Raw genomic sequence first — 26,125 nt, forward strand, 5'->3', positions numbered from 1 at the left:
TGCGCAGCTGCCCATTGCGCAGGCATCAGCTGGACAATAGGGTTGCCTTATCCAGCCCGTTACGGAAACGAACATGACCTATTGTGTGGGCCTTCTTCTGAATGAAGGCATGGTTCTTCTGTCCGACACCCGCACCAATGCGGGGCTCGACAACATCTCCACCTATCGCAAGATGTTCACCTTTGAAGAACCGGGCGAAAGGGTCATCGCCATTCTGACGGCGGGCAGCCTGAGCGTGACGCAAACCACCATTGCCCGCTTGCGCGAGGCGATGGACGATCCCGACAGCGATGGCGAAACCTCGATCATGAAAGCGCCGACCATGCTGAAGGTGGCGCAGATCGTCGGCAATATGCTGGCCGGTGTCCGGGTCGAGATCGGCGAGAAACTGAGCGTGATGAAGCAAAGCGCCTCGGCCTCCATGATCGTGGCGGGGCAGCGGCGGGGCGGCGCGATGCGGCTGTTCCTGATCTACCCGGAAGGAAATTTCATCGAGGCGACCGAAGACACGCCCTTTCTGCAGATCGGCGAGCACAAATACGGCAAGCCGATCCTGGACCGTGTGGTGCGCCCCGAGACCAGCCTTGCCGATGCGCAAAAGGCCGTGCTTCTTAGCATGGATTCCACGCTGCGTTCCAACCTTTCGGTGGGGATGCCGCTGGATCTGGTGGTGATCGAGGCCGAGGCCTGCCAAGTCAGCCAGCGCCGCCGGATCGAGGCGGGTGATCCGCAATTCCGCGCCATGAGCGAGGCCTGGTCGGCCGCCTTGCGCGACGGCTTTACCCAGATCGCGATCTGACGCCGGGGCGCATTACCGGGCCCCGTTACAGGATAAACATCCCGGCCTTCATGACATGCAGGCCCGACAGTTCGATCGTCATTTCGATCTGGGCATCGCGGTCGGTATTCAGCCGCAGGATGGTGCGGTCATTGGCGGTGCCGGGATTGTCGATCTGATACCAGCCGATCTTGCCGGGGCCGACCGCGCTATTGGCAGTCCCCATGCGCGCGATCAGGCCGAAGGCGTTGTTGTTGCCTCCGGCGATTGCGTCGATGGTTCGCAGGTCGATCCGGTCAATCGAGCTGAAATCGGTGATGATATCACGGGTCGCAGCGGTGGTTCCGCTTTCGCGCGGCGTGTTGAAGTCGAATACATCCGCGCCGGCACCGCCCGTGAGGATATCGCGCCCGTCGCCCCCGGTCAGCCGATCCTTGTCTTTTCCCCCTTGCAGCGTGTCGGCCCCGGCCCCGCCAAACAGCAAATCCCGGCCGCCATCGCCCTGCAACAGATTGGCCGTGCGGTCGCCCTCCAGCCGGTCACCGAAGCGAGAGCCGCGCAGGTTCTCGATCGCGACGAAGAAATCATAGCCCGCACCCAGGGCCTTGCCGGTCTTGAGCGAGGCCTGAACGGACCCTGCCGCAGCAAACGAGGCGGTGTCGATGCCGTCACCGCCATTGAAGATGTTGGAGCCACCATTGCCGGTCAGCACATTGTTCAGCCGGTTGCCGCGCAGATTGAGGTCGGCATGACCGACGAGGGTCAGGTTTTCGACACCTGTCGCGTCAAGCAGGCTGTAGGAAATCCGCGTATGAATGGTGTCGGTCCCTTCATTCACGGATTCGATCACCTGATCTTCGGCGCTGTCCACATAATAGTGGTCATCACCCTTGCCGCCATACATCTGGTCCGCGCCGGTGCCGCCATCCAGCGTGTCGTGACCATCATTGCCGGTCAGCGTGTCATTGCCCGCCATGCCGGTAAGGTAGTCGTTGGCTGTGCTGGCCGTGATGCTGTCATGGCCCGCCAGAACGACGCTGGCAAAGGCCAGCGGTGTGAGGGTGCGGTAATCGGCCTGACTGACCGAAATGCCCGAAAGCTGCCATTCGGAGGAATGATAGGTTTCGGGCACAGTGGAATAGTCATGCCACCAGTCCTGTTGCACGATACTCGTGACCGTGGCCGTCACAAGCGAGGTGGTGAAGTCGCTTATATTTGTCTCGAAGGTGAAGGTCCCGCCGAATGCGATGGCATTCCCGTCATCCATCGAGCCGTATTCCAGCATGATGCTGCTGGACGACCATGTGGCCATCCGTTCCGGGTCTTCCATGAGCGTCGGGAGGAGGGGCACGAACAGGCCGTTCTGCATGTTCAGCAAACGCCCATAGACCGTCAGGGATGCCATATCGTCCTCCAGGTAATGCGGATTGAAATGACCAGATGTTTTGTCTGCGCCAGGCGGATGTCAAATGAATATTGATCCCTCGACCGGGCCGGTCCGCGCAATGTCGCTTAAGGTGGCGATGCCGCGAACAGCGCCAGCACCGCCTTGTGGAAGCGGTCACGATGGATCGGCACTTCCATCATCACCTCATGTTCGGAGCGGGGGTAAAGATCAAGCTGCCCGCCGGGCCAATCCGCCATGCGGCGCTTCACCATCCGTGGGCAGATGATGCGTTCGGATGTGCCAAGGGCCGTATAGGCGGGCAGGGCCGGGGATTTGGCCTGCGCGAGCGCCCGCATCTCGCGAAAGGCTGCGTCCAGCCAGGTGATCGAGGGGCCGCCAAGCGCCAGATCGGGATGGGCCAGCATATGTTGGCGCATCCAGTGCCACATTTCGCGGTCGCGGGTCAGCATGTTCCAGCGGAACCCGGCTTGCAGCACATAAGAGGCGCGCATCGTGGTGGGCGTCAGCCGCAGCCCTTGTCCCTTGCGATGCAGCGTCGCGGCCAATGATACCGCCATGGGTTCGGGGAAGGGAAAGACCCTGATCCCCCACATCGGTGCGGAAAATGCAGCCGACCGCACCGGCAGCCCGTCCAGCAGCGCGCGCAGCGCGATACAGCCCCCCATGGAATGGCTGAGCAGATGCAAGGGTTCCGGCAGGCCGCGTGCGCGCACAAACCCCATCAGGCAGGCGACATCTTGCTGATATTCCGCGAAATCCTGCACATGGCCCAGCATCGGGTCAGGATGGCGGCGCGCAGCCAGCCCCTGGCCGCGCCAGTCCAGCGTGGCCAGATGCCAGCCCGCTTCGGTCAACGCCCGGGCGGTGGGGCCATATTTCTCGACATATTCCGACCGGCCGGTGAACAGCAGGACGGTGCCGCGCGCGGGCCCGGTGGCGCGCTCCATGGCAGGCCAATGCGCGAGGCGAAGCCGGGTGCCGTCGGGCGCATCCGCCCAGACGGCCTCGCCCCCGGCCGGGCCTTGCGCCGCATCCTCATAAAGCGGCGCCGGGGCGAAGATCACGACAGGGCAGCGCCCAGTTGCATGGCAAGGCCCATATTGCCATCCACGCTCAGCTTGCCGGTCATGAAGGCGGCGGTCGGGTTCAACTCGCCCTCCAGCATGGCGCGGAACACCTCGGCCTCGGCGGTCAGGGTCACATCGGCCTCTTCATCGGCGGCGCGCACGCCATTGCCGTCGATCATGATCGCGCCCTCGCCGGGGATCACGAATTTCGCGACACCCGGAAAGCCGGAGATTTTGCCCGACAATGCCTCGACGGCGGCGGAGATCACGTTGCTCATCTTTCGCTCCTTCTGCCCCGGAAGGGGCTGGCTTCCCCGGAATGTGATCCAGGGAAAGTGATAGGGGGTGCTGGTGTTTCCGCCGCCCTGCGTTACAGTGCAAGCATGAAAGTCCCATCTCTGCCACACAAGTTTGCCGTTGCGGCATTTGCCGTGCTTGTGAGCCTTGCCGTTGCGGCAGGGGGGGCGCAGGCTGGCCCGAAGGAAGACGCCGCCAAACTGGACGAGCTGTTCGCCGCCCTGAAAACCGCGAATGAGGTCGATGCGGCGGTGATCGAATCCGATATCTGGCGGATCTGGTCGCGCTCGGGCTCGCCCGCGATGGACCTGCTGCTGGAACGTGGCGAAAAGGCGGTGGAGCAGGGCGATTACGAGGTGGCACTGGATCACCTGACCGCACTGACCGATCACGCCCCCGATTTCGCCGAGGGCTGGAACCAGCGGGCGGTTGCCTATTTCAACATGGGGCGTTTCGGGCAGGCGGTGGCCGATATCCAGCGCACGCTGCGCCTGAACCCGCGGCATTTCGGCGCGCTGGTGGGCTTTGCCACCATCCTTGAGGCGATGGAGCGCCCAAAACAGGCGCTGGAGGTTTATCGCGCAGCCCTTGCTATACATCCCCATCTGGGCGGGATAGACGATGCGGTGAAGCGTCTGGAGGCCAAGGTCGCCGGACAAGGTATCTGAGCGGCGTATCGGGCGGTTTTCATGTCAATCAAATCGCGCGTGACGGCGGTGCTCGGGCCGACGAACACCGGCAAGACCCATTATGCGATCGAACGGATGCTGGGCCACCGCACAGGGGTCATCGGCCTGCCGCTGCGGCTGCTGGCGCGCGAGGTCTATGACCGCATCGTGAAGGCGCGTGGGCCATCGGTGGTGGCGCTGGTCACCGGCGAGGAGCGCATCGTTCCTGAACGCAGCCAATATTGGGTCTGCACCGTCGAGGCGATGCCGACCGAGATCGGCGCTGATTTCCTGGCGGTGGACGAGATCCAGCTCTGCGGCGACCCGGAACGCGGGCATGTCTTCACGGATCGCCTGCTTCATGCGCGCGGATTGTCGGAGACGATGTTCCTTGGGTCGGATTCGATGCGTCCGGCGATTGCCGCGCTGATCCCGCAGGCGCAATTCGTGCGCCGCGAGCGGTTTTCGACCCTGACTTATAGCGGCCAGAAAAAGATCAGCCGGATGCCGCCGCGTTCGGCCATCGTGGGCTTCTCGGTCGATGATGTCTACGCCATTGCCGAACTGATCCGCCGCCAGAAGGGCGGCTGCGCGGTGGTGATGGGGGCGCTGTCGCCCCGCACCCGCAATGCGCAGGTCGCGCTTTATCAGAATGGCGAGGTCGATTATCTGGTGGCCACCGATGCCATCGGCATGGGCCTCAATCTTGATATCAAGCATGTGGCCTTTTCCGGGACGCATAAATTTGACGGGCGGCGGATGCGGCCCTTGTTCCCGCATGAGTTGGCGCAGATTGCAGGCCGGGCGGGGCGGCATATGGAGCCGGGCACCTTTGGCGTGACCGGCGACGCCAGCCCCTTGGATGAAGATCTGGTCGAGGCCATCGAGGAACACCGCTTTGCGCCCGTGCGCAAGCTGATGTGGCGCAATCCCGATCTCGATTTTGGCAATGTCGACCGTCTGATCGCCTCGCTTGAGGCACCGACCCAGAACGAATGGCTGATGCGCACGCGCGAGGCCGATGACCTGCAGGCGCTCAAGGCATTGGCCGCAATGGAGGGGGTGCGGGCGCGCCTGACGAAACCGCAAGCGGTGCGGTTGCTATGGGATGTCTGTCGGATCCCCGATTTCCGCTCCACCACCGGGGCGGATCATGTGCAACTGTTGCAAAGGCTTTTCGGATTCCTGCTCGATGGCAAAATCCCGTCCGATTGGCTGGCAAAAGCGGTGGAACGTATCGATCGCAGCGATGGAGATATTGACGCCATCTCCAAACGGCTGGCCTATATCCGCACCTGGACCTATGTTGCGCAGCGCAAAGGGTGGGTCGAGGAGGAATCGCATTGGCGCGAGGAGACCCGCGCTGTAGAAGACCGCCTGTCGGATGCGCTTCATGCGCGGCTGACGCAGAGATTTGTCGATCGGCGCACGAGCGTGCTGATGCGCCGATTGAAACAGAAGGAGAGCCTTGTGGCTGAGGTGAATGACAAGGGTGAAGTGACGGTTGAGGGCGAGTTCGTCGGCCGTCTGGAGGGGTTCCGCTTCCGTCAGGATGCCTCGGCCTCGGGCGAAGAGGCAAAGGTGATGCGTCAGGCTGCCGTGCAGGCATTGCGGCCGGAATTCCACCTGCGCGCCGACAAGTTCTATAACGCCCCCGATACCGAGATGGACTTCACCGAACAGGGTGGTCTGATGTGGGGTGGCAATGCCGTCGGCAAGCTGGTTGCAGGTGCCGAGGCGCTGAAACCCGGCGTGGAGGCTTTCGTCGATGACGAGGCCGGCCCCGATGTCGCCGAAAAGGTAAAGCGCCGCTTGCAACACTTTATCGACCGCAAGGTGGCTGCGCAGTTCGAACCGCTGCTGGCCCTGTCGCGCGATGAGGCATTGCAGGGGCTGGCGCGGGGCTTTGCCTTCCGCCTGCTGGAAGGTCTGGGCGTCGTGCCGCGCGAAGTGGTCGCCGATGACGTGAAGGCGTTGGATCAGGAAGCCCGGTCCAGCTTGCGCAAGCATGGTGTGCGCTTTGGCCAATACACCATCTTCCTGCCGCTGCTGCTGAAGCCCGCGCCGACCCGTCTGCGTCTGGTTCTTTGGTCGCTGGCCAAGGGCCTGCAGGAATTCCCGGAAAGCCCGCCGCCCGGTCTGGTGACCATTCCGAACATTGCCGATGTCCCGAAAGAGCATTACACGCTGGCGGGCTATCGCCCGGCAGGCGCGCGCGCGATCCGCATCGACATGCTGGAACGTCTGGCCGATCTTCTGCGCGCCAAGGACAGCCGCGCGGGCTTTGAGGCGACGGCGGATATGCTGTCGATCACCGGCATGACGCTGGACCAGTTCGTCGATCTGATGGCGGGCCTTGGCTACAAGGGCGAAAAGGGTGAGCGGGTGAAAACCCGCAAGGCCGAGCCGGTTTCCGTGGTCGCAGAGGGCAGCACCGCCCCGATCCCGGAAGAGGTCTCGGTTCTGGCACCCGCGCTGGAAGAGGTGCCGGTGGTCGAGGCTGCGGCCGAGGCGGTTGAGGATGGGGCAGAGCCCCCTGTCGAGGCCGCCGCACCCGAAATGGAGGTGTTCTATACCTTCACCTGGGCACCGCGTCCGCGCCACGAAAACCGTGGGCCGCGCCGAGAAGCTGGTGGCCGGGAAGGTCAGGGGCAGGGCGGCCGTGGTCCGCGTCGTGAGGCAGGCGAAGGCCAGCCGCAGGGCGAGCGTCCCAATCGCGGCCCGCGTGAGGGTGGCGAGCGTGGTCCGCGTCCCGAGGGCGGCAAGTCCCGCGAAGATCGTCCGCGCCGCGAAGGTGGTGGTGAGGGCAATCGCAAGGGCGGCAAGTTCGAGGGGCGTGACCATGGCAAGGGTCCGCGTCGCGACGACCGCAACAAGGATGGCCACAAGCCCAAGAACTTTGAGGCTCGCCCGCCGCGCGCCGAAAAGCCCATCGACCCCGACAATCCGTTCGCGGCATTGCTGGCCCTGAAGGGCAAGGTCTGATTGGCCAAGTATCGGGCCGAGGAACGTTCCAGACAGGTGGCGCCGCCGCGTGCCACCATCCGTCTGGACAAATGGCTGTGGCAGGCGCGGTTCTTCCGCTCCCGCCCGATGGCCTGCGAGATGATCGATGAAGGGCATCTGCGCCTGAACGGCCAACGCTGCCTCAAGGCCGGTCATCAGGTGGGGGCCGGCGATACGCTGACCTTCCCGCAAGGGGGCCGGATTCGGCTGATCCGCGTGCTGGCACCCGGGGCGAGGCGCGGCCCCGCGTCAGAGGCACAGGGGCTGTATCTGGACCTTGACCCACAATCGAATCTGCCGGAAGACCCTGATGCAGAACAGGATTGCTCCGGCGGCCCCGAAACCGAGAACGAAATTTTGGATTCGCCTGCGCCGGCAAGAGGCGGTATTTTGCCGCGTTCTTCTCCGCTTGAATGACCCAACTGCTTCAACTAGCTAGACGCCAACAACGAAGATCCGAGGCTCAGCCATGACCTATGTGGTGACCGACAACTGCATCGCCTGCAAATATACCGACTGCGTCGAGGTCTGTCCGGTGGACTGCTTCTACGAGGGCGAGAACACGCTGGTCATCCACCCGGATGAATGCATCGATTGCGGCGTCTGCGAGCCGGAATGCCCCGCCGATGCGATCCGCCCGGATACCGAGCCGGATATGGATGAATGGGTGGAGTTCAACCGCAAATATGCGGAATTGTGGCCAGTCATCACCCAGAAGCGCGACCCGCTGCCCGACCACAAGGAACGGGATGGCGAAAAGGACAAGCTGACCAAGTATTTCGTGCCCAATCCCGGCGAAGGCAGCTGATCCAAGGCAGCGCAAGCCCGCGGCCCTGCCCGTTTCAGGGCGGATCTGCCGGTCATTTCGCCACGGTTGGAATCGGGGTGATTCTGTGCTATATGTAACAGGCAAACAAAGCATGGACGCCTGACCTCGCCTCGGGACTGCTCGCCCGGGTCGTTTTTCTTGTGACAGATCAACCGTTTTGCCTGCGATTTTCGCTGGCGGGCGTATTTTTGTCGTCTTGAACCGGACAGTGCGAATTGCGCAGTAGGAAGCCGCTGGAATGACCAAGACCAAGAAGCCTGATTTCCGCCCGAACGAGTTTGTCGTCTATCCGTCGCATGGTGTGGGCAAGATCGTCTCGATCGAGGAGCAGGAGATTGCCGGGTTCAAGCTGGAACTCTTCGTGATCCACTTCGAAAAGGACAAGATGACGCTGCGTGTGCCGACTCACAAGGCCACGGAAATCGGGATGCGTCAGCTGTCGACCCCCGACATCGTCAACAAGGCGCTGGACACCCTGAAGGGCAAGGCCCGGGTCAAGCGTGCCATGTGGTCGCGCCGCGCCCAGGAATATGAGCAGAAGATCAATTCGGGCGATCTGCTGTCGATCGCCGAGGTCGTGCGCGACCTGCATCGCACCGATGAACAGCGCGAGCAAAGCTATTCCGAGCGTCAGCTTTATGAGGCGGCGCTGGAACGCCTGACCCGCGAAGTGGCGGCTGTCAGCGGTGCCGATGAGGCACAGGCGCAAAAGACTGTGGATTCGGTGCTGACCTCACGCGCGGCCTGATTTTCCCTGGTCTTCAATGTGTCGATATCGACAAGGCAAAGGCCGCCCGGCAGGGGCGGCCTTTGTGGTTTTTGGGGCTCGACCCTCGGCTGTCTCAGGCCGCCGGATTGCGGGTTGGCAATGCGGTCGGGCTGGGGCAGGCGGGGTGAGGCAGGCGACGGAGGCGATATCGGCGGGCGGGGGGCGCTGTCAAGCCAGCAGGGCGCAGGCGGCGGCAACGGCGGCCAGCTCCGCCAGTTGCTGGCTCGCCCCCAGCACATCGCCGGTCTGTCCGCCGATCTTCGCCCGTGCCAAGGCCGCAATCCCCACGCAGGCAGAGAGAACAGCCAATGCCATGCCGAGCCCGGCAATCCCGGTCAGTGCCAGGGCTGCGGCCAATGCGACGCCTATTGCCAATGCGGCCATGCTGCCTGTCGGTCGCCCGACCGCGGCGCTCAGGCCGCTGCCGCGGGCATTGGGCAGCGTGGCCATCAGCACCGCCATCGGCACCCGGCTGAGAATTGCCGCGGCGATCAGGGCAGGCCAGTGGCCATGGCCCAGCAACACTGTAGCAGCACTCCAGCGACCAAGGCTGACAAGGATCAGCGCCATCACGCCATAGCTGCCGATATGGCTGTCTTTCATGATTTCCAGCCGTCTTGCGCGCGTCCAGCCACCCCAGAAGCCATCGGCGCAATCGGCCAATCCATCCTCGTGCAAGGCGCCGGTCAGCACGGCAGACATGGCCAACAGCAGCGCCGCTGCAAGATTCGCAGGCAGGCCAAGCGTGAGGCCCGCCATGGCAATCCCGGCACTGATCGTGCCAACCAGCCCGCCCACCAGGGGCCAGACCCAGACCGCAGGCGGATTGGGGAAGGTCGCGGGCGGCGGCAGCGGCAGCCGCGTCAGCAGGCTGAGGCCCGCGCGCAGATCGCGGATAGGGTCGAGTTTGGGCATCGGGCACCTTTCCGGGATGGTCATTGCCGCCATCCCTCGGTAGCCAAGGGGGGCCCAAGGATCAACCGGAGTTCCGCCATGCCCGCCCCCTTTGCCAGCCTTGCCGCGTTTCGTGCCCTGCTGCAAACTCTGCCCTTGTCCGAGAGCGGGGCAGAGGCCGCAGCGCGCGCGCGCAATATGCAACTGACCAAGCCGCCCGGCGCGCTTGGCCGGCTGGAGGATCTGGCGATCTGGTATGCCGGCTGGCGTGGCGATGCACGGCCGCGCGTGACGCGCCCGCAGGTCATCGTCTTTGCGGGCAATCATGGGGTGACCGCGCGCGGCGTCTCGGCTTTCCCGGCCGAAGTGACGGTGCAGATGGTGGCGAATTTTCGCGCCGGGGGGGCCGCGATCAATCAGCTTGCCCGCTGCTTTGGGGCCGAGATGTCCGTGCAGGCGCTGGATCTGGATCGCCCCACCGCGGATCTCACCCAAGGTCCGGCGATGTCAGAGGACGATCTGGTTGCCGCCCTTGCCGCCGGATGGCAGGCGGTGAACCCGCAGGCAGATCTGCTGGTGGTGGGCGAGATGGGGATTGGCAACACCACCTCTGCCGCCGCTATCGCCTGCGCGCTGTTTGGCGGCGAGGCGCGGGAATGGACAGGACGGGGCACCGGGCTGGATGATGCGGGGCTTGCGCTGAAGACGCAGGTGGTGGCCGAGGGACTGGCCGCCAACCCCGCCCGCGACCCGCTAGAGGTGCTACGCTGCCTTGGCGGGCGCGAGATCGCCGCCATGGCCGGGGCCATTGCCCGCGCCCATGCCGAACGTATCCCGGTCATTCTGGATGGTTTCATCTGCACTGCGGCGGCGGCGGTGCTGGCCCAGGCAGCCGAGGGCGCGTTGGATCATTGCGTTGCAGGCCATGCCAGTGCCGAGGCCGCGCATCGCGCCCTATTGTCCCGGCTGGGCAAGGCCCCGCTTCTGGAACTGGGCCTGCGGCTGGGCGAGGGATCGGGGGCGGCGCTGGCCATCGGGATCGTGCAGGCCGCGGTGGCCTGCCATTCCGGCATGGCAACCTTTGCCGAGGCGGGGGTTTCCGGGGCCTGAGGCGTTCGGGGGGCGTGCGGCGCTTTGGCGGCGCGAAGCCCGGTGGAGGGTAGGGCCTGCGGCTTTGGGGGCCGCGAAGCGAGGCAGAGGGAAGGGCATGTGGCTGGCCAAAGGAATGCGGCAACGGCACAAAGGTTATGCGTGCAAGCCGATCCCGCGCAGCTTGGCTGAGGCGTGGTTTCAGCCGCGCGGCATTGCCAGCGCGACCATGCGCCCGCCCTTCTTGTAGCGCACTTCATTCTCGGTGATCGCGGCCACCGTGCCGCCATCCACCCGGTCGCCGACCGAGATCTTCTTGTATTGCCCCGACCCCAGCCGGATCAGCGCATAGCGGCGCGAGGGCGTGCCATAGACGCCGATCAGGTTGGTCTTGCCCAGATTGATCGCGTTCACATAGGTCGCATTCTTGGCAACCGAGGCACTGCTGGGGATCTTTGGCACGCGGGTCTGTGCGACCTCGGGTTCCTCATCCTCACCCGGTTCGACCTTGCGCGCGGCGGCGCTGCGGGCGGCGGGTTGGGCTGCGGGCTCTGCCTCGACCTGCGGCTGGCTGCGCTGGGTGGGGGCCGCTGCGGCAGCCACGGCCGCCTGCACGCGGGCATCAAAATTACGCGGTTTCTTTGGGGGCTTGCGCGAGATGGCCACGGCTTGCGGGCTGATTGGCCCGGCATTGGCGGTGGAGGCTGCGGCGGCCAGCGCCAGGGCCTCAGCGGTGGCATCTTCCCCTTGCGGCACAGTCGCGGCGGCAGCATTGGCTGCGGCGGTGGCGGAAAGGGAGGCAGCTTCGGCAGCCTTGCGGGCCTCTTCATCGCGGCGATGCTGTTCGGCGATCCGGGTGATCGAAGCCGGGCGCGCGCGCGGGTGCAGGCTGGTGATGCGCTGCGCCTCGGGGATGGCGAGGGCTGCATCATCCTCTGCGGTTGGGCCGGTCAGGCCCTCGGGGCGCGGACGCGGGCGAAAGCCTTGCAGACTGGGGTCTGCGGCAACGGCCGGGGCGGCAATCGCGGGTTCTGCCGCGTCTGGCGTTGCGGCAGCGGCGGCCATCGCCGCGATGCTTGCCGGGCGTGGCGGCGGCACCTTGGCCGGGCGCCCGGCGATCAGGAAATAGCCATCCGGTGTCACGATCCCTTGCGGGGTCGCCTTGATCAGCCCGTTGGCCTCAAACTCGTATTGCGTGCCAAAGGGCGGCGGCGGCGGTGCGGCGGCGGGCAGGGTATCGCCTTGGGCCTGCGGCTGCGCCAAAGCGAATGCATCCGCCGAGGGCGGCGGGGCATCCATGGTCGACAGGATGATTTCATCCTGCTGGCCCTGTGCGGCTGCGGGGGCGGTATCGGTCAGCAGAAGATTGCCGGTGGCAGGGGCCGGGCCGTCGGTTGTCGCAGGATCCTGTGTCGCAGTTGCGGGGGTCACATCGGTGACCGCCTCACCATCTGCAAAGGCCTCGTCATCGATGCTGGGCGTGTCTTCGGTATTGGTCTGTTGCGCAAGATCGGCCTCCAGATCGGCCGCTGGATCGCCTGTGGCAGCGGTATCCAGGGACAGCGCGGTCACGCCGCTCTGATCGGGGTCAAGCGCCGGGCTTTGGCTGGACGAGGCCACGTCCTGCGGTTGCTCCGTCGTGCTGGCGGGCGTGGCATTGCTGCGCGACAGCGTGATCGAGGACCAGGCCCCGATCACGGCAAGGGCCAGCAATAACAGGCCGGTCAGGATCAGCCCAAGAAAGCGCGGTTTGCCCTGGCGCACAGGCCCGCGCCCCTTGATCGGGGCCGAGGCCATGCCGCGCGCCGATTTGCTGCCGGCCATGGTTTCGGGGGCCATGCCCTCGGGTGGCGGCGCGACCAGCGTTTGAGCGGCTGTCTTGCCTGCGGTCGCAGGTGCAGCCTTGGCGGGCTTTGAATTGCGGTTGCGCCCGCCAAACCCCGGAATGCCGGGGGCGGTGACAAGCGCGCCCAGCCCGGTCTTGCCGGATTTTGCTGCGGGCTTGGCTGCCGCGCGCGGCGGGGCAGCCCCGATCGTGCCAGGGGCCGCATTTGCGCGGCTGGCGGCCAATGCCTCGCGGATCTGCGGGGCAACCGGCGGCGGCAGGTCTGCCCCGTCAAATCCCGCATCATACGCATCGCCAATATCGGCGGATAGTGTGGCTGCGGCCTCGGTCGGGTCATAGGGCCGCGCGGCGGCGGCAGAGGCGCTGGTTGCGGGCGGCGTCAGCGGCGCAGCGGGCGCGCGGCGATGCGGCGTGATCGAGGTGACCGCGAGGCGCCCGGCCGCAGGATCGCCCGCGGGTTCCGGGGTATACTCCGCCGGGGCTTCGGCAAAACCCTCTGCAAAACCGGAGGGGGCCTCGGGCTCTGTGGTCTCGGGCTGCGGGTTCATCACGACGGTGATGCGCGAGGTCGCATGGCTGCGGGTCGGTGCCGGGGCGACCGGCTCCGCCTCGCCGCGGCTGCGCTTGGCGCTGGCAAAGACCGGCGGGCGCTCCACGTCGTCATCAAGCGAGGGATGTGCGAGCGGCGGCACGGAGAAATCGAAATCTGCGGCACCATTTGCGCCATCGGGCAGGGCGATGCGCGGTTCCGACATCTGGCCCGCGGCGAAACGCGGATCAATGACTGGCTGTGGCGCGAAATCGAAGGCGGTCTGGCCGGTGGTCGGTGGCAGTTCGTGTCCCGCCTCATGGGAAGCGGCGCGTGGGGGCTCGGGCGTCTCGTCGGCGGCAAGCCAGACCGGCGCCTCGGGGCCGAGATCATCGGCATCGGGATGCGCGGGGTGGTGCCGTTCCAGCCCAAGATCTTCGGCACCCGGATCTTCCGCAAATGCGGGCTCGGTCATCTGCGTGTCGATGGCCAGATCGCGGTGGGCAAGATCGCGGTGGGCAAGATCTGCGGAGACAGCAGGGTCTGGCCGGTCATGGCGCAGATCCATCGTGGCACCTTCCGCGGTGCCATAGTCCTCGGGGGCATATGCCGCAGGCGCGATCTCAGCAGGGTCGAATGCAGCGGCAGATACGGCATGGGGGGCAAGCAGATCCTGCGTTGCATCTGCCGCGATCGGGGTTTCTGCCTGCGCATAAATCGCGGCACCGCCCTGCGGATCGGCATCGACGGCGGTGGATGTCTCCGCAAACTCGGCCTCGGGCCAGACGCTCTCGGTGGGCTGCGGCGCCGCCTCGACGCTGACCTCGGCGATCGCCTGCGCCTCTGTGACGGCGGGGGGCGTATCTTCGGTCGGCGCTGTAAACGCCGCCTCAACGGCGTGTTCCGCCCCGGCGGCATCCGCCGGAACAGCCTCTGGCACCAGGTCCGGCGGGGTCTCAGCCGCGCCCTCTGCCATCACCGGGGGGGGGTCGGGAATGGATGCCGCAAACGGTGCGGGCATGGCGTCTGGCGCAGCCTCGACCGCGGCCTCTGTCACCGCGGCGCGTTCGGCGCGCTTGCGGGCGCGCTGTTCGCTGCGCGCAGGCGCGGGAGCTTCGGCCGCCGGATCGGATTTCGGGGGCGCAGGACGGCTTGCGGCCTCGCGCGCGGCGGCCTCGATCCGGGCAGCGCGATGGGCATCGCGGCTGACCACCTGAACCGGCTCATTGTCGCGCTCCACCACCTCGCCCTCGGGCAGAAGGCCGGGTGCCAGCGAGGAGGGGCCGAACCACGGCTCGCCTGCAAACTTGGCCGGATCCGGTTGGGCCACAAAGGAAATCGGGTTCAGCCGGTATTCATTGGCAAAGGCCTCGGCCTCTTGCAGCGTTTCGCGCGCAACAACCGCGACCTGCACCATATGCCCTTCGCCGGACCAGTCGAACACCAGTTCCTCGACCATATAAGGCGTGCGCCCCTCCAGCGCGCGGCGGATCTGCGCCTCGCGTTTGGCATCACTGGGGCCGGGGGCCTCCACCTCCATATACAGGATCTGCTCGTCGGGGATGATCAGCTTGGTGGCCACGCCATGCGGTGCCAGCCCAAGGGCCGAGCGGCGCAGATAGGACAGCGCCTCGCCCAGATCGGGGGCGTCGATGCTGGTGGTGCCGATCTCCAGCCAACCGCGCGCAGTGCGATGCAGCAGGCCGATACTGTCGGCGGCAAAGGTAAGGGCGAAATTCGGTTTCATTGCTTCTGATCTAGCACAGCTCGGGACGGAGGCGGGAGTCGTATGCGGCGTGTGCGGCAGCCAGTATAGCAGCTTTCCGCCGAAAGAAAGAAAAACACCCGTGAGTTCACCAAGGATTGGCTTTCCTGCCGCGTCTGAACCCGTGAATGGTTGCAAAAGGTCAAAGGAGGACCGGATATGAAAGCCAAGATGAAAACGGGCATGGTTAAGGGTGGCATGGCGAAGGGGGGCAAGGCGGCACTGCTGGCCATGGCGCTCGCGTTTCCGATGCTGATGGTGCAGCCCGCACTGGCGCAACAAGTGGCGGGGGCAAGCATGGCGACGGCACCGATGATCCAGGTGACCGGCGAGGGCCGGGTGGCCAGCGCGCCGGATATGGCGGTGATCTCGCTGGGGGTCACCACGGAAGGCGACAACGCTGCCGAGGCACTTGCGGCCAATTCGGCGGCGATTGCCCGGGTGATCGACAATCTGCGCGCGGCGGGCATGGCGGATCGCGATATCCAGACCTCTGGCCTGTCGATCAATCCGAACTGGCAAAGCGACATGTCCAAGGGGGGCTCGACGATCTCGGGCTATATCGCCTCCAACATGATCGCGGTGCGGGTGCGTGCGCTCGATACGCTGGGGGCCACGCTGGATGCAGCCGTGAAGGATGGGGCGAATACGCTGAACGGGGTGGAGTTCGCCTTGCAGGATCCGGCCCCGGCACTGGCCGAGGCACGCAAGCGCGCGGTGGCCGATGCGCTGGCCAAGGCACAGCTGATGGCCGAGGCCGCGGGGGCCAAGCTGGGTGCGATCCAGAGCATCGTGGAAGGCGGCGGCGAGATGCCGCCGATGCCTATGATGCGCATGGCGGCCGAGGCATCGGCCGGGGCGGTGCCGGTGGCGGCCGGCGAGACCGCAACCCAGGCCCGGGTGACCATCGTCTGGCAGCTTGATTCCTGATTGCCAGCCGATCAGGGAAAAGCGCCGCAGCCTGTGGCGCTTTTCCTTTGGGACAAAGCCGGTTAGCCTGCGCGCCAAAAAGGCGGGCCAAGCCAGAAAGCGGGCCAAGATCGCCCCCAATCGCCTCGACGCAGGAGTGACAGCATGATCGATCCGCAAACCCGCCAGCGGCTGGCGATGACCGTTGTGGGCGCGCTTGCCGGTATTGCCCTGTTCGGCCTTGGCGAGATGACCACGCGCGGTGTGCTTGGCGAACGGGCGACGATGGCCGGTTTTGCCCTGGCCCTGGTCTTCTTCACCGGCTTGCTTGGCATGGCGGGCGCGTTGCGTCTGCGCAGGGCCGCGCTGGTCTCTGCCGCATTGGCGGTCGGGGTGGCGCTTTTGCTGTTCTGGGCCAGCTTCCGTTATGAGGAGCCACGGGATTTTGCCAATGGTCCCGGCATCGTGCTGGCCGGGCTGGTGCTGACCTTCGTGCCGATGCCCTTTGCGGTGGCGGCGCTGACCACGGGATGGCGCCATTACCCCACCCTGTTTTCCGAGGCCTGGGGGATCGTGATCCGCTATGCTGCGGCCTGGCTGTTTGTCGGGCTGGTCTGGCTGGTGCTGTATGCTTCCGACATGCTGCTGCGCGGGGTGGGCCTGAATATCATCGGTGCCGTGCTGGAGATGCCGATGATGGGCTTTTTGCTGACCGGGGCGGTGCTGGGTCTGGCCATCGCCGTGGTGGATGAGATGGCCGATGTCGTCTCGCCCTATCTGGTGCTGCGGCTGTTGCGTCTGCTGTTGCCGCCGGTGCTGCTGGTTGTGGTGATCTTCGTGCTGGCTTTGCCGTTCAGCGGGACGGTGCGTTTGTTCGGGGCGCTGTCGGCGGCGGCCACGCTGCTGGGGATGGCGGCGCTCGGGGCCACACTGGCCACCGCGGCCCTTGACCAGACCGAAGAAGAGGCCACGCGCTCGGCCCTGGTGCGGCGTTGCGCACAGGGGATGGCCCTGCTGCTGATCGCCCCCGCAGCCCTTGGTGCCTGGGCGGTCTGGTTGCGCGTCGGGCAATATGGCTGGACGCCGGACCGGGTATTTGCGGCCTGTATCGCGGCGTTGGGGCTTGGATATGGTGTGCTCTATCTGGCTGCGGTCTTGCGCGGCACGGGATGGGAGGCGCGGATCCGCCAGGCCAATATCACCATGGCGTTGGTGATGCTGGCCCTGTCTGCCGCCCAGTTCACCCCGCTTCTGAACCCCGAGGCGATTGCGGCGCGCAGCCAGCTTGCCCGGTTCGAGACCGGCAAGATCCCGGCAGCACAGCTGGATCTGGCCGATTTTGATCGCTGGGGCAAGGCGGGGGCCGCCGCGCGTGCGCGCTTGGAGGCGCTGGCCCTGGAGCCGGGGCAAGAGGCGCTGGCGCGGCGTCTGTCGACTGTCTTGCTCGCCGAGGACAGCGCACGCGCCCCTGAATTGGACGAAAACGCCATGCGGGCCGGGCTTGCCGCCGATCTGCCCCTGCGTCCCGAAGGGGCGATCGCGACGCGCGACAGTGTGTTGCAGATGATCGGTGGTCCGCAATTGCAGGATTGGCAGACCGCCTGCCAGACGCGGATGGCCGATGGCCGCCCGGCCTGCGTCATGGTGGTGGCCGATCTCTGGCCCGATTTCCCGGGCGACGAGGTGGTTCTGGCGGGGCTCGATACATCCGGTTTTCTGATGTCGCATGGGTTTTCGCGCCTTGGCGACAGTTGGCAATGGCATGATATGCGCCCGTTGACCGGGCGACCCGCGCGCCCCGACAGTGCCGAAGCGCAGCTGCGGGCGATGCAGGACAATGCAGTGCCGCGCCTGCGCCCGGTGCCGGGCTTTGTGCTGGATCTGCCGGGGGATGCGCTGATGCTGGCCCGCTAGGCTGCCGTGGCTTTGCGTCACTAGCGATTTGTTAAGTGCTGCCGCCTAGCCTGCATGGGAATCAAGGGGGATTCCGATGCATGGGCTGATGAACCGCTCCATCCAATGCTTCCTGCGCGACACTTACGGTGCCGCGACATGGGCAGCCGTGGCCCGGCAGGCCCAGCTTGGCTTCGAGAATTTCGAGGCAATGCTGAGCTATGATGATGCCCTGACCGACGCGGTGCTGGAGGCGGCGGTGCAGGTTCTGGGGCGCGCCCGTGATACCGTTCTGGAAGATCTGGGGATTTACCTTGTCTCGCATCCCGAACGGCAGGGGTTGCGTCGACTTTTGCGTTTCGGTGGTGTGGGTTACGCGGACTTCCTGCATTCTCTGGAGGATCTGCCGGGCCGGATCCGTCTGGCCTTGCCGGAGGTGGAGGCCCCGCATCTGGTGTTGGAAGATCACTCCTCCAGCGAATATTCGGTGCTGTGCCATGCCGGGCTGGCCGGGGCCGGGCATGTGGTTGTCGGCATCCTGCGCGCCATGGCCGATGACTATGGCGCGCTGACCTTGGTGGAATATCAGGGGGTTGCACCCGATGGCGCCGAAAGGATCGCGATCACGCTTGCCGATGATGATTTTGCCGAAGGGCGACGCTTTGATCTGGCCATGCAGGTGACACCGTGATGGGGGCCGCCCCGCCGGACAGGCCCGACCTTACCGCGATTGCGGCCGGCGGGCTGGATCTTCTGATGCCGATGCATGTGCGGATCGGCAGCCATGGCCGCATTCTTGGTTGCGGGCCGACAATTGCCAAATTGCATCAGGGGCATGGTTTTCTGGATCGCCCGGCGCTGGAGGTGATGGATGTGCGCCGCCCCTCGGGGGTCGAGGACCTGCGCGATCTGCGCCGTCTTGTCGGGCGCAGGCTCTATCTGAAGCTCGCGGCGCTGCCCGGACTGACCCTGCGTGGCATTGCCGTCCCGATGCCGGGCGGCGGCCTTCTGCTCAATCTGTCCTTCGGCATCGATCTGATCGAGGCGGTGCGCGATTGCGGGCTGACCGATGCCGATTTCGCACCCACCGATCTGGCGGTGGAGCTGCTTTATGTGGTCGAGGCCAAATCTGCCGTCATGCACGAATTGCGTGGGCTGAACCTGCGGCTGCAGGGGGCCAAGTCCATGGCCGAGGAGCAGGCGCTGACCGATACCTTGACGGGCCTGCGCAATCGCCGCGCATTGGAGACGATCCTGAGGCGGTTGGTGGAGGGGCGGCAGGGCTTTGCCCTGATGCATATGGATCTCGATTACTTCAAGGCGGTGAATGATACGCTTGGCCATGCGGCAGGCGACCATGTTTTGCGCGTGGTGGCGCAGATCCTCACGGATGAGACCCGCGCCAATGATACGGTGGCGCGGGTGGGGGGGGACGAATTTGTGCTTGTGATGCCGGGGCTCGCCGATGCCGCGCTGGCCACGCAGATCGCGGCGCGCATCATTGCCCGGCTCAGCCTGCCTATTCCGTTTGAGGGCAGTATCTGCCGGATTGCGGCCTCTGCCGGATTTACCCTGTCGGACAGCTATGCCCAGCCAGAGGCGGAAACCATGCTCAACGACGCCGATCAGGCGCTTTATGCCGCAAAGCGGGCGGGGCGGGCCTGCGTGCAGCAGTATCTGCCGCCGGAACTGCCAGCTGAGGCCCCACGCGAGCCGCAGACTTCGCGCAGAAAACGCGGCCCGTCCGCGGGGCCTGCTGGATGACGGCCCATGGCTCAGGCTGCCCGGATCGTGATCTCTGCCTCGAATCCCCCGGGGCGGTTCGCCAGCCGCAGCCGCCCCGCCGCCGCCGCGACGATATCTGCGACAATGGCAAGCCCGATCCCATGGCCTTCGCCGCTTTCGTCAAGCCGCACGCCGCGCTCGACCATCCATGCCAGTTTGGCCTCGGGCACACCTGCTCCATCATCCTGGATCAGGATATGCACCTCTGCGCCTTCGCGCCGCAGCCTGGCTGTGACGCGGCCTCTCGCATGTCGCATCGCGTTTTCCAGCAGCGCGCCAAGCGCCTCGGTCAGATCGTCGCCATCGATCCTTGCCCGGATCGCGGGATCGGCCTCGATCCGCCAGTCCAGGGCGGCACCCGCAGGCATCCGGCGCAGCACCTCAACGACCCGGTTCAGGGCCAGCGCGGGGGCGCAGCTGGAGGAAACGCGATCAGACTGGATGCGCGCGCGCGCAAGTTCCCGGTCGACCAGCCGCTGCATCGACATCGCGATATGTTCAACGCTTTCGGCCAGATCGGTCGCGCCCCGCTCGTGCAATTGTGCCGCATCGCCGAGAAGAGCTTGAAGCGGGGTCTTGAAACCATGCGCCAGATCGGCGCTGCGATGGCGCGCCCGGGCCAATTCGCCGTCGCGCGCATCCAGCAGGGTGTCGATCTCCCGCGCCAGCGGGATCACCTCGCGCGCCAGATCGTCGCCGATCCGGGGACGCGCGCCGGAGGTCAGGTCGGCCACCCGGCCGCTGACCTCGGCCAAGGGGCGCAGACCCACCCGCACCTGAAGCCAGGACCCCAGCACCAGCAGCGCCGCCAGCAGGGCGAGGAAGGGCACAAGGTCGCCGATGAAGCCGCGCCGCGCATCCGACAGCGTCGCGCGGTCCATTGCCGTGATCAGATGCAACGGCACCGCCTGCGCGCCGTCACCGACCAGAAGCTGCTGTTCAAGGATCAGCAGATCCTCACCGCGTGGTCCGCTTGCTGTTCGGCTGCGCAGGCTGCCCGCGGTGAAGGGCGGGGCGTCCGGCTCGGTCAGCGTGGTGTCCCAGAGCGACCGCGATCGCCGCGTCTCGTCGCCCAGCATCACTTGCCAGTATTGCCCGGAAAACGGCTGGTCGTAGCGTGGGTCCATCGGGGGAAGCCGGCCGGGTTCCAGCTTCGGATCCCTGGCCTCCACCATGGTGGCAAGGGTGAAGATCCGGGCCTCCAGCTCTGCCAATGCCGCGCGCTGGACATGGCGGTCAAACAGCAGGGTCAGCCCGATGGCGGAAAGGCCAAGCGCCGTGATGATGCCCGCAGCCCCGGCAAGCCCAAGCCGCCATTTCAGCGAATGGCGGATCATGGCCGGTGGCGGAGGGGCAAGAGACGGCTGCTCATGCGCAGCGTTCAGGCGCTGCGAGGGCATGCGCGCGAAGGCGGAGGGCCGTCATGCTGTTCCCTCCAGATGGTAGCCAAAGCCACGCCGGGTGCCAATGATGCCCGGCCCGGTCTTGCGTCGCAGCCGGGTGATGATCGCCTCCAGCGCATTGGCCTCGCGCGCATCATCATCGCCGTAAAGATGTTCCAGCAGTTCCGATGGCGGCACGACGCGATCCTGATGCAGCGCCAGATAGGCCAGCAGGCGGAACTCCAGCGCGGTCACCGCCACCGGCACGCCTTCGACCGCGACCGACATCCGGTTCAGATCGACGCTGAGCCGCCCGACCTGCTGTTGCGCGGCCCCCCGCCCCCCGGCCCGCCGCACCAGGGCACGGGCGCGTGCGATCAGTTCTTCCATCCGAAAGGGTTTGGGCAGGTAATCATCCGCCCCGGCATCAATGCCCTCGACCCGCTCGGTCCAGGCCCCGCGCGCGGTCAGGATCAGCACCGGGCTGTCGCAGCCCTCGCTGCGCCAGCGTTTCAGCACGGTCAGCCCGTCCAGTTTGGGCAGGCCGAGATCCAGCACGATCAGATCATAGGTCTCGGTGCCGCCGCGAAACCAGGCGGTCTCGCCATCAGAGACCAGCTCCACCCGAAACCCCGCAGCCGACAGGGCGCGATCCAGATCGGCGGCGATCCGGGGGTCATCTTCCACGACCAGCGCACGCATCAGTCGTCGTCATCCTCTTCCAGTTGCAGGATCGTGCCGGTCGCTGCATCAACCTCGACCTCGATCAGACGGCCATCCGGCGTGACCAGCTCCACCTCATATATATAGCGATCATCGCTATATTCGAGTTCGACCTCAATCACCCGGCCAGGTTGCACCGCCGCGATCTGCGACAGGATTCCGGCAAGCGGCAGAAATTCGCCACGCGCGACCGCACCGCCCGCCCATTCATGGTCGGGCGTGTCGCCATCGGCGCTGGCGGGCAGCACCCAGAAAAACGGGCAGAGCAAAGCGAGGATGAGCGGTTTCATGCCCATTCCTTAGCCGGTTCCGGCTGACAGTCCCCTGACAGGCGCGCTCAGTCTGCTGTCAGGGGGGGCGTGCGATACCGATTCGACATTCAGTTGACAGATCAGGAGGTTGTCATGATCCGCAATATCACACGTCGTTTCGGGGGAGCCGTGTTTACTGCCGCCCTTGCCGCACCCGTTCTGACCGGGCCGGCACTGGCCGCCACTGAGACCCCGATGCCGAGCTTTGCCAGCACGATGCAGCGAATCGAGGCACAGGGCTTCCGCATCGTCGAGGCCGATCTCGATGACGGCAATTACGAAATCGAGGCCTATGGTCAGGACGGGCGCAAGGTTGAGCTGCGCGTCGATGTGGCAAGCGGCGATATCTTGCGCCGCAAGAACGACGACTGAAACGCCAGGCCCGGCGCTGACAGTTTCCTGACAGATCGGGTCAGACCAGTGTCAGGCAGGACCGGCTAAAGGTGATTCATCGAACAGGCGGCGGCACCACCCGCAAGGGATGTGACGCCAAAACAGGGCGGGGCCAGAAGGTCCGCGTCCAAAATCGCAAGAAGGAAGATTTGACATGGCACGCAAGACCGGCACCAAGGCTGCTGACGTCCTCAAGGGCACCGCATCGGCAGACAAGCTCTATGGTCTGGACGGCAATGACCGGCTCGAGGGTTTTGGCGGCAATGACGACCTTTACGGCGGCAACGGGCATGACTACCTGCTGGGTGGCGCAGGCCATGACGAGCTTGAGGGCGGCAGCGGCAATGACAGCCTTTATGGCGGCAGCGGCAACGACGAGCTGGATGGCGGCGGCGGCAATGATCGCCTGCTTGGCGGCGAAGGCAATGACGAGCTGGATGGCGATACCGGCAATGACGTGCTGCTGGGGGGCAAGGGCCATGACGAGCTGGATGGCGGCAGCGGCAATGACCGCCTGAATGGCGAGTCCGGGCGCGATCACCTCGAGGGCGGGCGCGGCAATGACACGCTGACCGGCGGCAGCGATGCCGACCTGTTCGAATTTGAGCGCGGCGACGGGCGCGATGTCATCACCGATTTCACCGATGGCCTCGACAAGCTGCATTTCGATGATTTCAGCCGCGCGCAGGTCAGCTCGGTCATTTCATCGGCACGTCAGTCTGGCTCGGATGTGGTTCTGACGCTGGGCAGCGGCACCACCGTCACGATCGAGGATTTCCGCGTGGCGAAACTGTCGATGGACGACTTCATCTTCTGATAGAGCGCCCAGTTGCGTTCCGATCCTGGATGATTGCGGGCGGCCCTTTTTGGGGCCGCCCGTTTTCCATGCTCAAGACCCCTTCTTGCCAGCACTGGCCAAGAAGGCATCTGTCCAAGGGGGCAGGGGGGCCGCATCGCCACTGCCACCGGCTGCGCGGATCTGGGCAGGTCGACCCTTCCATGCACGAGACAGGGCTTTGGCAGCCAGAGCGATGCAATCGCTGCGATCATCTGCGGAGGGGTTTGGCCGTCGGGATTTTGCCGTCTTGATAGGCGGCGCTTCGATCGGAAAAGCGGGTATTTTGACGGCCATGGGCTGCTGGGCGGGCCAGGTCGGCTTCTGGTCCCGGGCAGGGCGCAGGGGGCGATGCCAGACGTGCAGGCCCCGCTGGGCACGCTGAGACCGGCGCAATCTGGCGGATAGGTTTGATGATGCTTTGCGCGCAAAGGGCCCGTCTCGCGCGCAAAGGACCTTTGCACGGGGGCAGCTTGCCCGGCCAGTTCAACCCGCTTTGCCACCACAAAAAAAGCGGGCACCCGTCACCGGATGCCCTTCAGGGTCTCAACTTTCCGGCCTGCCAGGACAGCGGCAGCCGGTTGGGATACACCGTCTGCCCCGCCGCACCTTGCGGATGCGGGGCAGACACACTCGTTACGCTCGACAGGTGGCGACCCGCTTTGCACATTGCCTCCGACCCGTCTCTGGGGCGGATGATGGGCCACGGAGAGCCGCACCACCCAGACGGGCCGGAGAGCAATGCGCGAGGCGAGGCACATCTACGCGGAACATCCGCGCGATCTCCTCGGTCCCTGCCGCCCCGAGGATGGGCCAACAGGTCGGATGTTGCATTGACTGCCGTTGAACAGCCATGCTGCCAGCATGGATACTCACTCAACTCACTACTCCGGCAGTCGCGTCCACCCCACACATCTTGAACTCGTATGGCGATGAGACGGGCTGAGACCCCGAATGGTTCAAAATCGGGCGCTATTTTTTTTGATCATGTTATATTTTCGCAAAACGCGCGCAAAATCAGCGGGATCAGGGCAGTTAGACAGGGTGCGCCCGATGCTGCCTCTGGATATTGGGCAGAAAAAAAACGTAAGATGAGGCATCCGCCGAAGTGGCGCATTGAGGCCCTATGCCGGGATGGAAGCGAACATGGCTGTCGTTTGCCTGTTTGGCGCTGCTTGCGCAGCCGCTGACCGCGCAGGCACGTCTTGGTGCCGTCGATTCCGAGGGGGTGTTGCGCGTGCCGCTCGACACGCTGGTCCCGCTGTCGCGCCTGCGCATCGAGGTCGACGGCGTGCCGGTTGCGGCGGGGCTTGCACTGTCTGGGCGTGACCTGCTGGTGCGTCTGCCCTCCGGCCTTGGCGGGGCGCGTCATGATCTGGTCGTCTACCGGATGGAACCGGGCGAGGATGTCGAACTTGGCGTCTGGAGCTTTGAGACCCCGACCGGCGAGACCGATTACACCATGACCGGCCGGATCGAGGCCGGGGTGATCTCTGGCCCCGGCGGCACCGAAGGGGTGCTGAATGGATCGGGTCGGATCGGCTTTTCGCGCGATGGGGACCGCTGGCGCGGCAGTCTGGGCTTCCTGCAAACGCAGGAAAGCACCAATCGCAATCCACGCACAGAAATCACCGACTATTTTCTGGAACATCGCGGCGCGGCCTTTGGCGATGACCTGATTGCCCGCATCGGCACGCAGGAATTGCCGGGCGAGACGCCTGCGATGGATGATGGCCAGCGGCGCGGGCTGTCCATGCGCTTGCAGGATCCGGCGCGACGCTATGATCTGATGATGTTCGCCATGAAGCCGGGTGAGGCTGAGGGGCGGCGCAATCTGACCGGGCTGGAAGAGCCCGATGATCTGGTCTCGGGCCTTGCCGCGCAGGTCATGCCTTTCGCAAATCGTGGGTTCCAGATCGACCTTCTGGCCTTTGAAGGCAGGGCCGAAGACGTGCCGGTGACAGGGCAGGGGATGCGGCTGTCGGGGCCGATCGCCCTGTTGCCCGCCGGATCGTTCGAACTGGGCTATGCGCAGGTCGAGAACCGATCTGCCGCCATTGGCACAACGCGTGATGATGCGGTGACGGGTGAGTTGGGCTTTGCCATCCTGCCCGATGATGGCGCGCGCAGCCTGAGCCTTGCGCTGGAGGCCAGCCGCATCGGTGGCGAGTTCTACAGCCCGCTGAACCCCGATCTGATCGCCGACGAGACGGAAACCGCCGCGCGGCTGATCTGGCAATCGGCTTTCTGGCAGTGGGAGGCGCGCGCCGCGCGGGCGCGCAACAATATCGAGCATCTGCCGGGCCTGCCGACCGACAGCTTTCGGGATGTGTCATTCGATCTTTATTTCCTGCCCGATGACTTTACCGGCGGGCCGCTGAACGGGATGACCTTCTATCTGTCTGCGGCGCGCGAGGGGCAGCGGCGGCTGAAAACCCCGGCCTTTGCGCCCGCGGCCGAAGATTTCGATCTGGATACGTTCAGCATCGGCATGGACAAGTTTCAGCCCGATTACGCCTGGGCGCTGGGCATTACATCGGAACGGCTGCATGATCGAACCGGGCGGGGGCTTGATGAACGCCGCACCCGGCTTGAGGCGCTTTATGCCTGGACGCCGGACGATACCACCACGCTGACCCTCAGCGGTGAGTTGGGCCAGGTGGAGCGCGGCGGCAACCGTTACCGCCGCGAGGCGCTGGAGGCGGGCTTTGCCTGGGATCTGGTGCCTGATCTGTGGTCGGCCTATGTCGAGGGCGGCGTGATCCGCGACAGCGAGCCGGGGGTGGATACCGGGCGTTTTGTCGGGGTGGAACTGTCGCGCAGCCTGTCGCCACGCACCGATCTGGTTGGCAAGGTGAATTGGGGCAAAGGGGCCGAGGCACCGGACCTTGCCCCCGATGGCGGCACGGTCTTTGGCCTGGTGCTGCGCCACGATCTTGGGGGCTGAAG

Annotated in this window: 22 protein-coding genes; 14 read left to right on the forward strand and 8 right to left on the reverse strand. The window is 65.5% G+C overall.

Annotated features, from left to right (window positions below):
* The first annotated feature begins 73 nt into the window (after positions 1 to 73).
* Positions 74 to 799, forward strand: a complete 726-nt coding sequence (locus tag GBJ34_RS07570) for a proteasome-type protease (protein ID WP_151718653.1) — start codon at positions 74 to 76, stop codon at positions 797 to 799.
* A 25-nt stretch (positions 800 to 824) separates the two neighbouring features.
* Here GBJ34_RS07570 and GBJ34_RS21045 read toward each other — a convergent pair whose 3' ends face one another.
* The 3 genes from GBJ34_RS21045 to GBJ34_RS07585 form a co-directional block, all read right to left on the reverse strand.
* Positions 825 to 2,183, reverse strand: a complete 1,359-nt coding sequence (locus tag GBJ34_RS21045) for a calcium-binding protein (protein WP_151718654.1) — start codon at positions 2,181 to 2,183, stop codon at positions 825 to 827.
* 107 nt (positions 2,184 to 2,290) lie between these two features.
* On the reverse strand, positions 2,291 to 3,250 hold the full coding sequence (locus GBJ34_RS07580; protein WP_151718655.1) for an alpha/beta fold hydrolase: 960 nt from the start codon (positions 3,248 to 3,250) through the stop codon (positions 2,291 to 2,293).
* A complete protein-coding gene (locus tag GBJ34_RS07585) occupies positions 3,247 to 3,531 on the reverse strand; it encodes an SCP2 sterol-binding domain-containing protein (protein WP_151718656.1) in 285 nt (94 codons plus the stop codon). Before GBJ34_RS07585 ends, GBJ34_RS07580 begins: the two co-directional genes overlap by 4 nt.
* Before the next feature lie 105 nt (positions 3,532 to 3,636).
* On the opposite strand from GBJ34_RS07585, the gene GBJ34_RS07590 reads away from it, so the two are divergent.
* From GBJ34_RS07590 to GBJ34_RS07610, 5 genes are all read left to right on the forward strand, one after another.
* Entirely contained in the window at positions 3,637 to 4,218 is a 582-nt protein-coding gene (locus tag GBJ34_RS07590; RefSeq protein ID WP_151718657.1) for a tetratricopeptide repeat protein, read from the forward strand.
* Positions 4,219 to 4,239: 21 nt separating this feature from the next.
* Positions 4,240 to 7,203, forward strand: a complete 2,964-nt coding sequence (locus tag GBJ34_RS07595) for a helicase-related protein (RefSeq protein ID WP_151718658.1) — start codon at positions 4,240 to 4,242, stop codon at positions 7,201 to 7,203.
* 36 nt (positions 7,204 to 7,239) lie between these two features.
* Positions 7,240 to 7,641 carry an RNA-binding S4 domain-containing protein gene (locus tag GBJ34_RS07600; protein ID WP_151718702.1) on the forward strand — a complete coding sequence of 134 codons (402 nt, stop codon included), beginning with the start codon at positions 7,240 to 7,242 and terminating at the stop codon, positions 7,639 to 7,641.
* Positions 7,642 to 7,693: 52 nt separating this feature from the next.
* The gene (fdxA, locus tag GBJ34_RS07605; protein ID WP_151718659.1) at positions 7,694 to 8,032 is read left to right on the forward strand and encodes a ferredoxin FdxA; all 339 of its coding nucleotides are present in this window, start codon (positions 7,694 to 7,696) and stop codon (positions 8,030 to 8,032) included.
* 259 nt (positions 8,033 to 8,291) lie between these two features.
* The gene (locus GBJ34_RS07610) at positions 8,292 to 8,801 is read left to right on the forward strand and encodes a CarD family transcriptional regulator (protein WP_151718660.1); all 510 of its coding nucleotides are present in this window, start codon (positions 8,292 to 8,294) and stop codon (positions 8,799 to 8,801) included.
* A 189-nt stretch (positions 8,802 to 8,990) separates the two neighbouring features.
* On the opposite strand, the gene cobS is transcribed toward GBJ34_RS07610, so the two are convergent.
* Positions 8,991 to 9,737 carry an adenosylcobinamide-GDP ribazoletransferase gene (gene cobS / locus GBJ34_RS07615; protein WP_151718661.1) on the reverse strand — a complete coding sequence of 249 codons (747 nt, stop codon included), beginning with the start codon at positions 9,735 to 9,737 and terminating at the stop codon, positions 8,991 to 8,993.
* Between the two features lie 78 nt (positions 9,738 to 9,815).
* Here cobS and cobT point away from each other — a divergent pair, with 78 nt between their 5' ends.
* Positions 9,816 to 10,826 carry a nicotinate-nucleotide--dimethylbenzimidazole phosphoribosyltransferase gene (gene cobT / locus GBJ34_RS07620; RefSeq protein WP_151718662.1) on the forward strand — a complete coding sequence of 337 codons (1,011 nt, stop codon included), beginning with the start codon at positions 9,816 to 9,818 and terminating at the stop codon, positions 10,824 to 10,826.
* Positions 10,827 to 11,006: 180 nt separating this feature from the next.
* On the opposite strand, the gene GBJ34_RS07625 is transcribed toward cobT, so the two are convergent.
* Positions 11,007 to 14,927, reverse strand: a complete 3,921-nt coding sequence (locus GBJ34_RS07625; RefSeq protein WP_151718663.1) for a hypothetical protein — start codon at positions 14,925 to 14,927, stop codon at positions 11,007 to 11,009.
* A 177-nt stretch (positions 14,928 to 15,104) separates the two neighbouring features.
* Between GBJ34_RS07625 and GBJ34_RS07630 the strand changes: the two genes are divergently transcribed.
* From GBJ34_RS07630 to GBJ34_RS07645, 4 genes are all read left to right on the forward strand, one after another.
* Entirely contained in the window at positions 15,105 to 15,875 is a 771-nt protein-coding gene (locus GBJ34_RS07630; RefSeq protein ID WP_226341087.1) for an SIMPL domain-containing protein, read from the forward strand.
* Positions 15,876 to 16,019: 144 nt separating this feature from the next.
* The gene (locus tag GBJ34_RS07635) at positions 16,020 to 17,768 is read left to right on the forward strand and encodes a DUF4153 domain-containing protein (RefSeq protein WP_151718664.1); all 1,749 of its coding nucleotides are present in this window, start codon (positions 16,020 to 16,022) and stop codon (positions 17,766 to 17,768) included.
* A 76-nt stretch (positions 17,769 to 17,844) separates the two neighbouring features.
* Positions 17,845 to 18,438 carry a heme NO-binding domain-containing protein gene (locus tag GBJ34_RS07640; protein ID WP_151718665.1) on the forward strand — a complete coding sequence of 198 codons (594 nt, stop codon included), beginning with the start codon at positions 17,845 to 17,847 and terminating at the stop codon, positions 18,436 to 18,438.
* Positions 18,438 to 19,511: a GGDEF domain-containing protein gene (locus tag GBJ34_RS07645; RefSeq protein WP_151718666.1), complete on the forward strand. Its 1,074-nt coding sequence runs from the start codon at positions 18,438 to 18,440 to the stop codon at positions 19,509 to 19,511. Before GBJ34_RS07640 ends, GBJ34_RS07645 begins: the two co-directional genes overlap by 1 nt.
* An 11-nt stretch (positions 19,512 to 19,522) precedes the next feature.
* Here GBJ34_RS07645 and GBJ34_RS07650 read toward each other — a convergent pair whose 3' ends face one another.
* The 3 genes from GBJ34_RS07650 to GBJ34_RS07660 all read right to left on the reverse strand — a co-directional run bounded on the left by GBJ34_RS07650 (position 19,523) and on the right by GBJ34_RS07660 (position 21,927).
* A complete protein-coding gene (locus tag GBJ34_RS07650; RefSeq protein ID WP_151718667.1) occupies positions 19,523 to 20,869 on the reverse strand; it encodes a sensor histidine kinase in 1,347 nt (448 codons plus the stop codon).
* An 84-nt stretch (positions 20,870 to 20,953) separates the two neighbouring features.
* The gene (locus GBJ34_RS07655; RefSeq protein ID WP_151718668.1) at positions 20,954 to 21,616 is read right to left on the reverse strand and encodes a response regulator transcription factor; all 663 of its coding nucleotides are present in this window, start codon (positions 21,614 to 21,616) and stop codon (positions 20,954 to 20,956) included.
* Positions 21,616 to 21,927, reverse strand: coding sequence for a PepSY domain-containing protein (locus GBJ34_RS07660; RefSeq protein ID WP_151718669.1), 312 nt, complete (start codon positions 21,925 to 21,927; stop codon positions 21,616 to 21,618). The genes GBJ34_RS07655 and GBJ34_RS07660 overlap by 1 nt, the downstream gene beginning before the upstream one ends.
* 114 nt (positions 21,928 to 22,041) lie before the next feature.
* On the opposite strand from GBJ34_RS07660, the gene GBJ34_RS07665 reads away from it, so the two are divergent.
* The 3 genes from GBJ34_RS07665 to GBJ34_RS07675 all read left to right on the forward strand — a co-directional run bounded on the left by GBJ34_RS07665 (position 22,042) and on the right by GBJ34_RS07675 (position 26,123).
* Positions 22,042 to 22,320 carry a PepSY domain-containing protein gene (locus tag GBJ34_RS07665; RefSeq protein ID WP_151718670.1) on the forward strand — a complete coding sequence of 93 codons (279 nt, stop codon included), beginning with the start codon at positions 22,042 to 22,044 and terminating at the stop codon, positions 22,318 to 22,320.
* Positions 22,321 to 22,495: 175 nt separating this feature from the next.
* Positions 22,496 to 23,158 carry a calcium-binding protein gene (locus GBJ34_RS07670; RefSeq protein ID WP_151718671.1) on the forward strand — a complete coding sequence of 221 codons (663 nt, stop codon included), beginning with the start codon at positions 22,496 to 22,498 and terminating at the stop codon, positions 23,156 to 23,158.
* A gap of 1,144 nt (positions 23,159 to 24,302) precedes the next feature.
* Positions 24,303 to 26,123, forward strand: coding sequence for a hypothetical protein (locus GBJ34_RS07675; protein ID WP_151718672.1), 1,821 nt, complete (start codon positions 24,303 to 24,305; stop codon positions 26,121 to 26,123).
* Positions 26,124 to 26,125 lie beyond the last annotated feature (2 nt).

It is taken from the genome of Gemmobacter serpentinus, assembly GCF_008973825.1.
In the GTDB taxonomy this organism is placed as follows: Bacteria; Pseudomonadota; Alphaproteobacteria; order Rhodobacterales; family Rhodobacteraceae; genus Gemmobacter; species Gemmobacter serpentinus.

Coding starts and splice junctions, on each gene's coding strand:
- GBJ34_RS07570 (WP_151718653.1), top strand. CDS start 74: ATGACCTATTGTGTGGGCCTTCTTCTGAATGAAGGCATGGTTCTTCTG.
- GBJ34_RS21045 (WP_151718654.1), bottom strand. CDS start 2,183: ATGGCATCCCTGACGGTCTATGGGCGTTTGCTGAACATGCAGAACGGC.
- GBJ34_RS07585 (WP_151718656.1), bottom strand. CDS start 3,531: ATGAGCAACGTGATCTCCGCCGCCGTCGAGGCATTGTCGGGCAAAATC.
- GBJ34_RS07590 (WP_151718657.1), top strand. CDS start 3,637: ATGAAAGTCCCATCTCTGCCACACAAGTTTGCCGTTGCGGCATTTGCC.
- GBJ34_RS07595 (WP_151718658.1), top strand. CDS start 4,240: ATGTCAATCAAATCGCGCGTGACGGCGGTGCTCGGGCCGACGAACACC.
- fdxA (WP_151718659.1), top strand. CDS start 7,694: ATGACCTATGTGGTGACCGACAACTGCATCGCCTGCAAATATACCGAC.
- GBJ34_RS07610 (WP_151718660.1), top strand. CDS start 8,292: ATGACCAAGACCAAGAAGCCTGATTTCCGCCCGAACGAGTTTGTCGTC.
- cobS (WP_151718661.1), bottom strand. CDS start 9,737: ATGCCCAAACTCGACCCTATCCGCGATCTGCGCGCGGGCCTCAGCCTG.
- cobT (WP_151718662.1), top strand. CDS start 9,816: ATGCCCGCCCCCTTTGCCAGCCTTGCCGCGTTTCGTGCCCTGCTGCAA.
- GBJ34_RS07625 (WP_151718663.1), bottom strand. CDS start 14,927: ATGAAACCGAATTTCGCCCTTACCTTTGCCGCCGACAGTATCGGCCTG.
- GBJ34_RS07630 (WP_226341087.1), top strand. CDS start 15,105: ATGAAAGCCAAGATGAAAACGGGCATGGTTAAGGGTGGCATGGCGAAG.
- GBJ34_RS07635 (WP_151718664.1), top strand. CDS start 16,020: ATGATCGATCCGCAAACCCGCCAGCGGCTGGCGATGACCGTTGTGGGC.
- GBJ34_RS07640 (WP_151718665.1), top strand. CDS start 17,845: ATGCATGGGCTGATGAACCGCTCCATCCAATGCTTCCTGCGCGACACT.
- GBJ34_RS07645 (WP_151718666.1), top strand. CDS start 18,438: ATGGGGGCCGCCCCGCCGGACAGGCCCGACCTTACCGCGATTGCGGCC.
- GBJ34_RS07650 (WP_151718667.1), bottom strand. CDS start 20,869: ATGATCCGCCATTCGCTGAAATGGCGGCTTGGGCTTGCCGGGGCTGCG.
- GBJ34_RS07655 (WP_151718668.1), bottom strand. CDS start 21,616: ATGCGTGCGCTGGTCGTGGAAGATGACCCCCGGATCGCCGCCGATCTG.
- GBJ34_RS07660 (WP_151718669.1), bottom strand. CDS start 21,927: ATGAAACCGCTCATCCTCGCTTTGCTCTGCCCGTTTTTCTGGGTGCTG.
- GBJ34_RS07665 (WP_151718670.1), top strand. CDS start 22,042: ATGATCCGCAATATCACACGTCGTTTCGGGGGAGCCGTGTTTACTGCC.
- GBJ34_RS07670 (WP_151718671.1), top strand. CDS start 22,496: ATGGCACGCAAGACCGGCACCAAGGCTGCTGACGTCCTCAAGGGCACC.
- GBJ34_RS07675 (WP_151718672.1), top strand. CDS start 24,303: ATGCCGGGATGGAAGCGAACATGGCTGTCGTTTGCCTGTTTGGCGCTG.